This is a genomic window from Streptococcus mitis, assembly GCF_016658865.1.
GTDB lineage: Bacteria > Bacillota > Bacilli > Lactobacillales > Streptococcaceae > Streptococcus > Streptococcus mitis_BT.
This window is the reverse complement of sequence record NZ_CP067992.1, coordinates 1,982,104-1,995,530: the sequence shown is the minus strand read 5'-3', so window position 1 is coordinate 1,995,530 and position 13,427 is coordinate 1,982,104. Positions and strand designations below refer to the sequence as shown.

The window sequence follows — 13,427 nt, the reverse complement described above, 5'->3', positions numbered from 1 at the left end:
ACACTTTCTTGACAAGATTGTAAAAGGAAGGGAAGTCTGATGGCAGAAGTAGAAGAGTTACGAGTACAACCTCAAGATATCTTAGCTGAGCAATCCGTTTTAGGGGCTATCTTTATTGACGAGAGTAAGCTTGTTTTTGTGCGAGAATATATTGAGTCTCGGGACTTTTTTAAGTATGCCCATCGTTTGATTTTCCAAGCTATGGTCGATTTATCCGATCGTGGCGATGCTATAGATGCAACAACGGTTCGCACCATTCTTGATAATCAAGGTGATTTACAGAATATTGGTGGCCTGTCTTACTTGGTTGAGATTGTCAATTCTGTGCCAACTTCTGCTAATGCGGAGTATTATGCTAAGATTGTTGCAGAGAAGGCCATGCTACGTCGATTAATCTCCAAGTTGACAGAGTCTGTCAATCAAGCTTACGAGGCTTCGCAACCAGCTGATGAAATCATTGCTCAGGCAGAAAAAGGCCTGATTGATGTCAGCGAAAATGCTAATCGAAGTGGATTTAAGAACATTCGAGATGTGTTGAATATCAACTTTGGAAATCTGGAAGCTCGCTCGCAACAAACGACCGATATTACAGGTATTGCGACAGGCTATCGTGACTTGGATCATATGACGACTGGACTTCATGAGGAGGAGTTGATTATCCTAGCAGCCCGTCCGGCGGTTGGTAAGACAGCCTTTGCCTTGAATATTGCTCAGAATATTGGGACTAAGTTGGACAAAACAGTTGCTATTTTTTCACTCGAAATGGGTGCGGAAAGTCTAGTGGACCGTATGTTGGCGGCAGAAGGTTTGGTGGAATCGCATTCTATTCGTACGGGTCAATTGACTGATGAGGAGTGGCAAAAATATACCATTGCTCAAGGGAATCTAGCTAATGCAAGTATCTATATCGATGATACGCCAGGGATTCGGATTACAGAGATTCGTTCTCGTTCTCGTAAACTGGCTCAAGAAACTGGAAATCTTGGTTTGATTTTGATAGACTATTTGCAGCTTATCACGGGAACTGGTAGAGAAAATCGTCAACAAGAGGTTTCAGAAATTTCACGTCAGTTGAAAATTTTAGCTAAGGAACTGAAGGTTCCAGTAATCGCTCTAAGTCAGCTTTCTCGTGGTGTAGAACAACGTCAGGATAAGAGACCGGTCTTGTCTGATATTCGTGAATCTGGGTCTATTGAGCAGGACGCTGATATCGTAGCCTTTCTTTATCGCGACGATTACTATGAGCGTGGTGGAGAAGAAGAGGAAGGCATACCGAATAATAAGGTAGAAGTTATTATCGAGAAAAACCGTAGTGGAGCTCGTGGAACGGTGGAATTAATTTTCCAAAAAGAATACAATAAATTTTCAAGTATCTCAAAGAGGGAGGCATAAGATGTCAGATGCATTTACAGATGTTGCCAAGATGAAAAAAATCAAAGAAGAAATCAAGGCACATGAGGGACAAGTCGTAGAAATGACTTTGGAGAATGGTCGTAAGCGCCAAAAAAATAGATTGGGTAAGCTAATTGAGGTTTATCCATCCCTATTTATCGTTGAATTTGGGAACGTTGAAGGAGATAAACAAGCTAATGTTTACGTTGAATCCTTTACTTACTCAGATATCCTTACAGAAAAGAATTTGATTCATTATCTTGACTAAAGTGAGAAATTTTCTCACTTTTTCTTTTTTCTCCGAATAGTTTAAGTGAAGGTAATCTTCGATTTATATTATTTTTCAAGGAGGAAGAATGAAAATTTCACCATTTAAAGTAGCAGAGACAAGGCTTTCTATTAGAAAGTCAGTTAAAAAGGTTGTTCCTTTTTTAGTAGTAGGGCTGATGTTGTCGGCTGGAGAAAGTGTTCATGCAAACAGTTCTTATGCTCGTGGAGATGATTATCCTGCTTATTATAAAAATGGGAGTCAGAGTATTGATAAGTGGAGGATGTATTCTCGTCAGTGTACTTCATTTGCTGCTTTTCGCTTGAGTGGAGTAAATGGTTTTGAGCTTCCAGGTGCTTATGGTAATGCTGGTGAATGGGGTTATCGTGCTCGTCGTGAAGGTTATCGTGTCGATAATACACCAGCTATCGGATCTATTGCTTGGTCTACTGCAGGAGGTTATGGCCATGTTGCTTGGGTTTCAAATGTGATGGGAGATAATATAGAAATTGAGGAATATAACTATGATTATAAAGGTAATTATAATAAACGAATTGTAAAAGCAAACAAGATGACCGGTTTTATTCATTTTAAAGATTTATCAAGCAATTCTAAAGAAGTCCCAAGCAGTTCAAAAGATTCGACAAGCAATCATGTTGTGACCAGTCAATCGTCATCTTTGATGAGAGGAACTCATTATTTTAAGGTGGAGACTCCTATTAAAGATCAACCATTATTGAATGCAACTCCACTTGCATATTATTCTCCAGGTGAGAGTGTTCATTATGATCAGGTGATAGAAAAGGATGGTTACAAGTGGTTGAGTTATATTTCTTATAGCGGGAGTCGACGTTATATTCAGTTGGAGGGAGTGATTTCGTCACAAAATCAATCAGTAAATAAATCTAATCATGGTTCAAATAATGGATTGACTGTGGGTTGGAAGAAAATAAATGGTAGTTGGTATTATTTCAAATCAGATGGTTCTAAGGCGACGGGATGGCTGAAAGATGGTTCTACCTGGTATTATTTGAAATCATCTGGTGAAATGCAGACAGGCTGGTTACAGGAGAAAGGATTTTGGTATTATCTAGATGACTCAGGGGCAATGAAAACGGGCTGGTATCAAGTCTCTGGTAAGTGGTATTATTCTTACTCTTCAGGTGAGCTAGCTGTTAATACAATAGTAGACGGTTATACTGTAAATCATAATGGTGAGTGGATTAAAGAAAAATAAACTAAAAAACTTGATTCATTATCATTTTTAACTATATTCAAAAGTAATTAGCACTATTTTAAATATTTACTTGAAGCGTTCTTATATATTTTTTTATTGTAGCTTGTTTGATCCGAACTATTTTCATGAGATAAATTCTTTAATAAAGAATTTATTGCTTATCTAGGTTTCCGTAGTAATATTAGAAAGTTAAAAATATGTTTATATTGACATTATTCTTTTCTAGTCGATATAAATATATTTTTTAAACAACTTAATATATTGTTTTCGTTAATCTATATTAAAAGTTATAATAGAGAGAAATATAATTCCACAAAGGGGCGTTTTAAAAATGGATAAAAAAATGATCTTGACTAGCTTAGCTAGTGTTACGGTTTTAGGTGCGGTTTTTGCTGTGTCTCAACCGTCGGTTGTAAAAGCTGATGCACTACATCTACTAGCACATCCGGAGAAACTGGATCCACACCTGACCTGTGGTTAAAACTCCAAAAACTGAAGTCGGAAAAGCTAAAGAAGATTTAACTGAAACAATTGAAAACTTGACGGATGATGCTGAGAAATTAAAAGCCGATGCTGAAAAGAAAGCTGAAATTGGTAAAGAAGCTATTCTAGATTACGTTGAAAAAGGTGATTTATCTGCTAAAGATGTTCTAAAAGAATTAGAAAACGACCATAACACTAGAAACAAAGCTCCTGAAAAAGTTGATAAAACTAAAAAATTAGATGCTGAAGAAGCTAAAAAAATTGATGAAGCTACTAAAAAAGAAGCTTCTAAATCAATCGTTAAAAAACTTACAGATATAGCTGATGATTTAGCTGATACTGGTGAAAAAGCTAAGGTAGTAGAAGAGAAAAATGCTGCCTTAGATAAACAAAAAGAAACCTTAGAAAAAGCTAAAGTTGCTCTTGAAACAGCTAAAACGAATAAAGCTGATCAAGATGTTATCGATAAATTACAAGATGCTGTAACTAAACTAGAAGGTTCTGTCGCTTCTGCTAAAGCTTCTGTTGATGAAGCTCAAGCTAAATTTGACGAAGTTAATGAATCATTACAAGATCGTAAGCAATCGATATACTAACTGACGATGACAACGCAACTTTAGGTTACATCGAAAAATTAAAAGAAGTTCCTAAGGATGAAGAACTGAAAGACTTCAGTGGTGGAGTAAGTGATGATGCAACACCTACTGAACCTGCTAAGGAAGCAGATGAAGTACCAACTGCTCCTAACGCTCCAGAATTTAATGGTGGTGTGAATCCTAGTGATTCTCCTTCTGGAGATAATGAATCTGATTTCACTGGTGGGGTAAATGATGCAACACCTCCTACTGTAGCCGATGCTCCAGAATATACAGGAGGCGTTAATAGTGTAGAAGTAGCAATTAACGAAGTTCCACAATATACTCTTACAACAGCAGGTACTAACAAGGATAATACTTATCAAGCGCCAGCAGTAAAAACAGAAGATAAAAAAGAACTTCCAAATACTGGTGGTAAAGATAATGTTGCAGTTGCATCATTAGGATTCCTTGGATTGTTCCTTGGTGCCCTTCCATTTGTGAAACGTAAAAACTAATTCATTTCGTAGTTTGAAAGAGAGGGAGTAACTTCCTTCTCTTTTTACTATTATCTTAGTTTCTCTCAGGGAACTCTTCCCAATGGTATTTTTTGGTGCTTTCCTTTATAATGGGTGTATGGATAAGAAAAAATTATTATTGATTGATGGGTCTTCTGTTGCTTTTCGGGCGTTTTTTGCGCTCTATCAGCAGTTGGACCGTTTTAAGAATGCGGCTGGTTTGCATACCAATGCGATTTATGGCTTTCAGTTGATGTTGAGCCATTTGTTGGAGCGGGTTGAGCCAAGTCATATTTTGGTGGCTTTTGATGCAGGAAAGACGACCTTCCGTACAGAGATGTATGCGGACTATAAGGGTGGTCGGGCTAAGACTCCTGATGAGTTTCGTGAGCAATTTCCTTTCATTCGTGAGTTGTTGGATCATATGGGGATTCGTCACTATGAATTGGCTCAGTATGAGGCGGATGACATTATTGGGACACTAGATAAATTAGCTGAGCAAGATGGTTTTGATATTACCATTGTCAGTGGGGACAAGGACTTGATTCAGCTGACGGATGAGCATACGGTGGTTGAGATTTCCAAGAAAGGTGTGGCTGAGTTTGAGGCCTTTACGCCAGAATATCTTATGGAAAAGATGGGCATTACACCGGCTCAGTTTATCGATCTCAAGGCGCTCATGGGTGATAAGTCGGATAATATCCCTGGAGTGACCAAAATCGGTGAAAAGACGGGTATCAAGCTCTTGCTGGAGCATGGTTCGCTTGAGGGTATTTATGAAAATATCGATGGGATGAAGGCTTCTAAGATGAAGGAAAATCTTATCAATGATAAGGAACAGGCCTTTTTGTCTAAAACACTAGCGACCATTGATACCAAGGCACCGATTGAGATTGGTTTGGAGGAGTTGGTCTATAGCGGTCCAGATGTTGAAAACCTTGGGAAATTCTACGATGAGATGGGCTTCAAACAGCTCAAGCAGACTTTAAATGCATCGTCAGCTGAAGTGGCTGAGAGTTTGGACTTTACTATTGTTGACCAAATCAGTCAAGACATGCTGAGTGAAGAGTCTATCTTCCATTTTGAGCTTTTTGGTGAGAATTACCATACGGATGATTTGGTTGGTTTTGCCTGGTCTTGTGGGGAAAAGCTCTATGCTACAGACAAGCTTGAGCTTTTTCAGGAACCTATTTTCAAGGATTTCTTAGAAAAAACATCTTTGAAAATTTATGATTTTAAAAAATCCAAGGTTCTCTTGCGTCGTTTTGGTGTGGATTTGCAGGCTCCTTCCTTTGATAGCCGCTTGGCTAAATACTTATTATCAACTGTAGAAGACAATGAAATTTCAACCATTGCTAGACTGTATGGTCAGACTTACTTGGTTGATGATGAGACCTTCTACGGTAAAGGTGTTAAAAAGGCCATTCCTGAACGTAAGAAATTCTTGGAACATTTGGCGCGTAAGCTTGCTGTTTTGGTTGAGACTGAGCCTGTTTTGCTTGAAAAACTCAGTGAAAATGGGCAATTAGAGCTTCTTTATGATATGGAGCAGCCTCTGGCTTTTGTCCTTGCCAAGATGGAAATTGCTGGGATTACGGTCAGGAAAGAGACCTTGCTTGAGATGCAGGCTGAAAATGAGCTTGTTATTGAAAAACTGACTCAGGAGATTTACGAACTGGCTGGTGAGGAGTTTAATATCAACTCGCCTAAGCAGTTGGGTGTCCTTCTCTTTGAAAAATTGGGACTTCCTTTAGAATACACCAAGAAAACTAAAACAGGTTACTCGACAGCAGTGGATGTGTTAGAGCGTCTGGCTCCGATTGCACCGATTGTTAAGAAAATCCTGGATTACCGTCAGATTGCTAAGATTCAGTCTACTTATGTGATTGGCTTGCAGGACTGGATTTTGGCTGATGGCAAGATTCATACGCGCTATGTGCAGGATTTGACCCAGACTGGGCGTCTGTCTAGTGTGGATCCAAACTTGCAAAATATCCCTGTGCGTTTGGAACAGGGGCGTCTCATTCGTAAGGCTTTTGTGCCTGAGTGGGAGGATAGTGTACTTCTCAGCTCCGACTATTCACAGATTGAATTGCGTGTTTTGGCGCATATTTCTAAAGACGAGCACTTGATTAAGGCTTTTCAAGAGGGGGCAGATATCCATACTTCGACAGCCATGCGGGTCTTTGGCATTGAGCGTCCCGAGGATGTGACTGCAAATGACCGTCGTAATGCCAAGGCGGTTAACTTTGGAGTGGTTTACGGGATTTCAGACTTTGGTTTGTCTAATAATTTGGGCATCAGCCGTAAGGAGGCCAAAGCCTACATTGATACCTACTTTGAACGCTTCCCAGGTATTAAAAACTACATGGATGAAGTGGTGCGTGAAGCGCGTGATAAGGGCTATGTAGAGACTCTCTTCAAGCGTCGTCGTGAGTTACCAGATATCAATTCGCGTAACTTTAATATTCGTGGTTTTGCGGAGCGGACTGCTATCAACTCTCCTATTCAGGGTTCGGCGGCAGATATTCTCAAGATTGCTATGATTCAGCTAGACAAGGCCTTGGTTGCAGGTGCTTATCAGACTAAGATGCTTCTGCAAGTGCACGATGAAATCGTCCTTGAAGTGCCTAAATCGGAACTAGCAGAGATGAAAAAATTGGTCAAACAAACTATGGAAGAAGCCATTCAACTCAGTGTTCCCCTCATCGCAGATGAAAATGAAGGGGCAACATGGTACGAAGCTAAATAAAAAAGCTATATAGAGTTTGAAGCACTTGTTTTCAAACTCTTTTTCATGTTTTTCTGTAAGCAGTTTCCTTGACATTTTTTTTGTTTTGCGCTATCATATGTCCATATAATATATGGGAGTCTGTGTACAGTCTGAGAGGAAGTGTTAAACTTCGACCGCACCTGATCTGGGTAATGCCAGCGTAGGGAACGTTACTTAATCTATTCTGCACCTTTTCCATATATGGTAAAGGTTTTTCTTTTTGTCAAAGGAAAATGAGAAGAGGAGGTTGTTATGAAAGCAAGCATTGCCTTGCAAGTTTTACCCCTATCACAGGGGATTGATCGGATAGCTGTTATCGATCAGGTCATTGCTTATCTGCAAGCTCAAGAAGTGACCATGGTGGTGACACCATTTGAAACGGTCTTGGAAGGAGAGTTTGATGAGCTCATGCGCATTCTCAAAGAAGCGCTAGCAGTGGCAGGGCAGGAGGCAGACAATGTCTTTGCCAACGTCAAAATAAATGTAGGAGAGATTTTAAGTATTGATGAGAAGCTTGAAAAGTATACTGAGACGACACATTAGTCTATTGGGTTTTCTGGGAGTCTTGTCAATCTGGCAGTTAGCAGGTTTTCTTAAACTTCTCCCCAAGTTTATTCTGCCGACACCTCTTGAAATCCTCCAGTCTTTTGTTCGTGATAGAGAATTTCTCTGGCACCATAGCTGGGCGACATTGAGAGTGGCTTTGCTAGGTCTAATTTTGGGAGTCTTAATTGCCTGTCTCATGGCTGTGCTTATGGACAGTTTGACTTGGCTCAATGACCTGATTTATCCTATGATGGTGGTTGTTCAGACTATCCCGACCATTGCTATAGCTCCTATCTTAGTTTTGTGGCTAGGTTATGGAATTTTACCCAAGATTGTCTTGATTATCCTAACGACAACCTTTCCTATCATCGTTAGCATATTAGATGGTTTTAGGCATTGTGACAAGGATATGCTGACCTTGTTTAGTCTGATGCGGGCCAAGCCTTGGCAAATCCTGTGGCATTTTAAAATTCCAGTCAGCCTGCCTTACTTTTATGCAGGTCTGAGGGTCAGTGTCTCCTACGCCTTTATCACAACAGTGGTATCTGAGTGGTTGGGAGGCTTTGAGGGTCTTGGTGTTTATATGATTCAGTCCAAAAAACTGTTTCAGTATGATACCATGTTTGCTATTATTATTCTGGTATCGATTATCAGTCTTCTCGGTATGAAGCTGGTCGATATTAGTGAAAAATATGTTATTAAATGGAAACGTTCATAAGAAAAAGGATGTTTCTGAAAAAGAAAAGAGGAAAGAAAATGACGAAAACATGGAAAGTGTTTTTAACTGTTTTAACAGCTCTTGTAGCTGTCGTACTTGTGGCCTGTGGTCAAGGAACTGCTTCTAAGGACAACAAAGAGGCAGAACTCAAGAAAATTGACTTTATCCTAGACTGGACACCAAATACCAACCACACAGGGCTTTATGTTGCTAAGGAAAAAGGCTACTTCAAGGAAGCTGGAGTGGATGTTGATTTGAAATTGCCACCAGAAGAAAGTTCTTCTGACTTGGTTATCAATGGTAAGGCACCATTTGCAGTCTATTTCCAAGACTACATGGCTAAAAAATTGGAAAAAGGAGCAGGAATCACTGCTGTTGCAGCTATTGTTGAGCACAATACATCAGGAATCATCTCTCGTAAATCTGACAATGTAGCTAGTCCAAAAGACTTGGTTGGTAAGAAATACGGAACTTGGAATGACCCAACTGAACTTGCTATGTTGAAAACCTTAGTAGAATCTCAAGGTGGAGACTTTGAAAAAGTAGAAAAAGTACCAAACAACGACTCAAACTCGATTACACCGATTGCCAATGGGGTCTTTGATACTGCTTGGATCTACTACGGTTGGGATGGTATCCTTGCAAAATCTCAAGGTGTAGATGCTAATTTCATGTACTTGAAAGACTACGTTAAAGAGTTTGACTACTACTCACCAGTTATCATCGCAAACAATGACTATTTGAAAGACAACAAAGAAGAAGCTCGCAAAGTTATCCAAGCTATCAAAAAAGGCTACCAATATGCTATGGAGCATCCAGAAGAAGCAGCTGATATCCTCATCAAAAATGCACCTGAACTCAAGGAAAAACGTGACTTTGTCATCGAATCTCAAAAATACTTGTCAAAAGAATACGCAAGCGACAAGGAAAAATGGGGGCAATTTGATGCAGCTCGCTGGAATGCCTTCTACAAATGGGATAAAGAAAATGGTATCCTTAAAGAAGACTTGACAGACAAGGGCTTCACTAACGAATTTGTGAAATAATGACAGAAATTAGACTAGAACACGTAAGCTATGCCTATGGTCAGGAGAGGATTTTAGAGGATATCAATCTGAAAGTCACTTCGGGTGAAGTAGTCTCTATTTTAGGCCCAAGTGGTGTTGGAAAAACCACCCTCTTTAATCTAATCGCTGGGATTTTAGAAGTCCAGTCGGGGCGAATTGTCCTTGATGGTGAAGAAAATCCCAAGGGGCGCGTGAGTTATATGTTGCAAAAGGATCTCCTCTTGGAGCACAAGACGGTGCTTGGCAATATCATTCTTCCCCTCTTGATTCAAAAAGTGGATAAGGCGGAGGCCATTGCCCGAGCAGATGAAATCCTTGCGACCTTCCAGTTGACAACTGTACGGGACAAGTATCCTCATGAACTGAGTGGGGGGATGCGTCAGCGTGTGGCCTTGCTTAGGACCTACCTTTTCGGTCACAAGCTCTTTCTCTTGGATGAGGCCTTTAGCGCCTTGGATGAGATGACAAAGATGGAACTCCACGCTTGGTACCTTGAGATTCACAAACAGTTGCAGCTAACGACCCTAATCATTACGCATAGTATTGAAGAGGCTCTCAATCTTAGCGACCGCATTTATATCTTGAAAAATCGCCCTGGACAGATCGTTTCAGAAATTAAACTAGATTGGTCTGAGGACGAGGACAAGGAAGTCCAAAAGATTGCCTATAAACGTCAAATATTAGCAGAATTAGGCTTAGATAAGTAGAAAAATAGGGAGTTGGTGAAGATTATCCTTTACCAGCGCCCTTTTTCTTTTAAAAATGAGAAAATTTCGGTATAATAGTCAAAGATAGTCAAGGTTTAAAGAGAGAGGTGGGTTTGTAATGAGATTTAAAAATACATCGGATCATATTGAGGCCTACATCAAGGCAATTTTAGATCAATCTGGTATCGTGGAGTTGCAACGGAGTCAGTTGGCGGATACCTTCCAGGTTGTTCCTAGTCAGATTAACTACGTGATCAAGACACGCTTTACGGAAAGTAGAGGTTACTTGGTTGAAAGTAAGCGTGGTGGCGGAGGCTACATTCGCATAGGACGGATTGAGTTTTCTAGTCATCATGAAATGCTCCGCGATTTGCTTTACTCAATTGGTGAGCGAGTTAGTCAAGAAATTTATGAGGATATTCTGCAGCTTTTGGTTGAGCAGGAATTGATGACCAAGCAGGAGATGAATTTGCTGGTGGCAGTAGCTTTGGATCGCGTTCTAGGAGAAGAAGCTCCAGTTGTTCGTGCAAACATGCTACGACAGGTCATACAAGAGGTAGATAGAAAAGGGAAGTAAGATGAACTATTCAAAAGCATTGAATGAATGTATCGAAAGTGCCTACATGGTTGCTGGCCATTTTGGAGCTGGTTACCTAGAGTCTTGGCACTTGTTGATTGCCATGTCTAATCACAGTTATAGTGTGGCAGGGGCCACTTTAAATGATTATCCATATGAGATGGACCGTTTAGAAGAGGTGGCTTTGGAGCTGACTGAAACGGACTATAGTCAGGATGAAACCTTTACGGAATTGCCGTTTTCTCATCGTTTGCAGGTCCTTTTTGATGAAGCAGAATATGTGGCATCAGTGGTTCATGCTAAGGTGCTAGGGACAGAGCATGTCCTCTATGCGATTTTGCATGATGGCAATGCCTTGGCGACTCGTATCTTGGAGAGGGCTGGTTTTTCTTATGAAGACAAGAAAGACCAGGTTAAGATTGCTGCACTTCGTCGCAATCTAGAAGAACGGGCAGGCTGGACTCGCGAAGACCTTAAAGCTTTGCGCCAACGCCATCGTACCGTAGCTGATAAGCAAAATTCTATGGCTAATATGATGGGCATGCCCCAGACTCCGAGTGGTGGTCTCGAGGACTATACGCATGATTTGACAGAGCAAGCGCGTTCTGGAAAGTTAGAACCAGTCATCGGTCGGGATAAGGAAATCTCGCGTATGATTCAAATCTTGAGCCGTAAAACCAAGAATAATCCTGTCTTGGTTGGGGATGCTGGTGTCGGGAAAACAGCCTTGGCGCTTGGTCTTGCCCAGCGTATTGCTAGTGGTGATGTGCCTGCGGAAATGGCTAAGATGCGCGTGTTAGAGCTTGATTTGATGAATGTCGTTGCAGGGACACGCTTCCGTGGTGACTTTGAAGAGCGCATGAACAATATTATCAAGGATGTTGAAGAAGATGGCCAAGTGATTCTCTTTATCGACGAACTTCATACCATCATGGGTTCTGGGAGCGGGATTGATTCGACTCTGGATGCGGCCAATATCTTGAAGCCAGCCTTGGCGCGTGGAACTTTGAGAACGGTTGGTGCGACCACTCAGGAAGAATACCAAAAACACATCGAAAAAGATGCGGCCCTTTCTCGTCGATTCGCTAAAGTGACGATTGAAGAACCAAGTGTGGCAGACAGCATGACCATTTTGCAAGGCTTGAAGGCGACTTATGAGAAGCATCACCGTGTGCAAATCACAGATGAAGCGGTTGAAACAGCGGTTAAGATGGCTCATCGTTACTTGACGAGTCGTCACTTGCCAGACTCTGCTATCGACCTCTTAGATGAAGCAGCGGCAACAGTGCAAAATAAGGCTAAGCATGTAAAAGCAGACGATTCAGGTTTGAGTCCAGCTGACAAGGCCTTGATGGATGGTAAGTGGAAACAGGCAGCTCAGTTAATCGCAAAAGAAGAGGAAGTGCCTGTCTATAAAGACTTGGTGACAGAGTCTGATATTTTGACCACCTTGAGTCGCTTGTCAGATATTCCAGTCCAAAAACTGACTCAGACTGATGCTAAGAAATACCTAAACTTGGAAGCTGAATTGCACAAACGTGTCATCGGGCAAGATCAAGCAGTTTCAAGCATTAGCCGTGCGATTCGCCGCAACCAGTCAGGGATTCGCAGTCATAAGCGTCCGATTGGTTCCTTTATGTTCTTAGGGCCTACAGGTGTCGGTAAGACCGAATTGGCTAAGGCTCTAGCAGAAGTTCTTTTTGATGATGAATCAGCTCTGATCCGCTTTGATATGAGTGAATATATGGAGAAATTTGCAGCCAGCCGTCTCAATGGAGCTCCTCCGGGCTATGTGGGGTATGAAGAAGGTGGGGAGTTGACCGAGAAAGTTCGCAACAAACCATACTCTGTTCTCCTCTTTGACGAGGTAGAGAAGGCCCATCCAGACATCTTTAATGTTCTCTTGCAGGTTTTAGATGATGGTGTCTTGACCGATAGCAAGGGCCGCAAGGTTGACTTTTCAAATACCATTATCATCATGACGTCAAATCTTGGTGCGACAGCCCTTCGTGATGACAAGACCGTCGGTTTTGGGGCTAAGGGCATTCGTTTTGACCAGGAGAATATGGAGAAACGCATGTTCGAAGAGCTGAAAAAGGCTTATAGACCGGAATTCATCAATCGTATTGATGAAAAGGTGGTCTTCCATAGCCTGTCTAGCGATCATATGCAGGAAGTGGTGAAGATTATGGTTAAACCTTTAGTGGCAAGTTTGGCTGAAAAAGGCATTGACTTGAAATTACAAGCTTCAGCCCTGAAATTGTTGGCAAATCAAGGATATGATCCAGAGATGGGAGCTCGTCCACTTCGCAGAACCCTACAAACAGAAGTGGAAGACAAGTTAGCAGAACTTCTTCTCAAGGGAGATTTAGTGGCAGGTAGCACACTTAAGATTGGTGTAAAAGCAGGCCAGTTAAAATTTGATATTGCATAAAAAAAGAGAATCAGGAGCAATCTTGATTCTCTTTTTTACTACTTTTTTATAAAAAACAATAAAAAACTATTGACAAAACAAAAATATAGTTTATAATAAAAAACATAGATAATAAAAATATCAAAAATTATA

At 40.9% G+C, this 13,427-nt stretch carries 12 protein-coding genes and 1 riboswitch; all 12 genes read left to right on the top strand.

The window, feature by feature from the left end:
- Positions 1 to 39: 39 nt before the first annotated feature.
- The 12 genes from dnaB to JJN14_RS09755 all read left to right on the top strand — a co-directional run bounded on the left by dnaB (position 40) and on the right by JJN14_RS09755 (position 13,295).
- Positions 40 to 1,392 carry a replicative DNA helicase gene (gene dnaB, locus JJN14_RS09810; RefSeq protein ID WP_004263550.1) on the top strand — a complete coding sequence of 451 codons (1,353 nt, stop codon included), beginning with the start codon at positions 40 to 42 and terminating at the stop codon, positions 1,390 to 1,392.
- A 1-nt stretch (position 1,393) separates the two neighbouring features.
- Complete coding sequence (locus JJN14_RS09805; RefSeq protein WP_001278169.1) at positions 1,394 to 1,660, top strand: Veg family protein; 267 nt, start codon at positions 1,394 to 1,396, stop codon at positions 1,658 to 1,660.
- 88 nt (positions 1,661 to 1,748) lie between these two features.
- A complete protein-coding gene (locus tag JJN14_RS09800; RefSeq protein ID WP_201058555.1) occupies positions 1,749 to 2,897 on the top strand; it encodes an SH3 domain-containing protein in 1,149 nt (382 codons plus the stop codon).
- A gap of 473 nt (positions 2,898 to 3,370) precedes the next feature.
- The gene (locus JJN14_RS10275) at positions 3,371 to 3,976 is read left to right on the top strand and encodes a hypothetical protein (protein WP_201058554.1); all 606 of its coding nucleotides are present in this window, start codon (positions 3,371 to 3,373) and stop codon (positions 3,974 to 3,976) included.
- 173 nt (positions 3,977 to 4,149) lie between these two features.
- Positions 4,150 to 4,473, top strand: a complete 324-nt coding sequence (locus JJN14_RS10270) for an SIALI-17 repeat-containing surface protein (protein ID WP_322107889.1) — start codon at positions 4,150 to 4,152, stop codon at positions 4,471 to 4,473.
- 118 nt (positions 4,474 to 4,591) lie between these two features.
- Complete coding sequence (gene polA, locus JJN14_RS09785; protein ID WP_201058553.1) at positions 4,592 to 7,225, top strand: DNA polymerase I; 2,634 nt, start codon at positions 4,592 to 4,594, stop codon at positions 7,223 to 7,225.
- A gap of 102 nt (positions 7,226 to 7,327) precedes the next feature.
- Positions 7,328 to 7,430: riboswitch (TPP riboswitch) on the top strand.
- Between the two features lie 68 nt (positions 7,431 to 7,498).
- Positions 7,499 to 7,789: a thiamine-binding protein gene (locus JJN14_RS09780; protein WP_061589694.1), complete on the top strand. Its 291-nt coding sequence runs from the start codon at positions 7,499 to 7,501 to the stop codon at positions 7,787 to 7,789.
- Entirely contained in the window at positions 7,752 to 8,510 is a 759-nt protein-coding gene (locus JJN14_RS09775) for an ABC transporter permease (protein ID WP_185756208.1), read from the top strand. Before JJN14_RS09780 ends, JJN14_RS09775 begins: the two co-directional genes overlap by 38 nt.
- Positions 8,511 to 8,548: 38 nt before the next feature.
- A complete protein-coding gene (locus JJN14_RS09770) occupies positions 8,549 to 9,556 on the top strand; it encodes an ABC transporter substrate-binding protein (RefSeq protein ID WP_042751875.1) in 1,008 nt (335 codons plus the stop codon).
- Complete coding sequence (locus JJN14_RS09765) at positions 9,556 to 10,284, top strand: ABC transporter ATP-binding protein (RefSeq protein WP_201058552.1); 729 nt, start codon at positions 9,556 to 9,558, stop codon at positions 10,282 to 10,284. The genes JJN14_RS09770 and JJN14_RS09765 overlap by 1 nt, the downstream gene beginning before the upstream one ends.
- Positions 10,285 to 10,402: 118 nt before the next feature.
- Positions 10,403 to 10,861 carry a CtsR family transcriptional regulator gene (locus JJN14_RS09760; protein WP_001211265.1) on the top strand — a complete coding sequence of 153 codons (459 nt, stop codon included), beginning with the start codon at positions 10,403 to 10,405 and terminating at the stop codon, positions 10,859 to 10,861.
- A 1-nt stretch (position 10,862) separates the two neighbouring features.
- Positions 10,863 to 13,295, top strand: a complete 2,433-nt coding sequence (locus JJN14_RS09755) for an ATP-dependent Clp protease ATP-binding subunit (protein WP_201058551.1) — start codon at positions 10,863 to 10,865, stop codon at positions 13,293 to 13,295.
- The last annotated feature ends 132 nt before the right edge of the window (positions 13,296 to 13,427 follow it).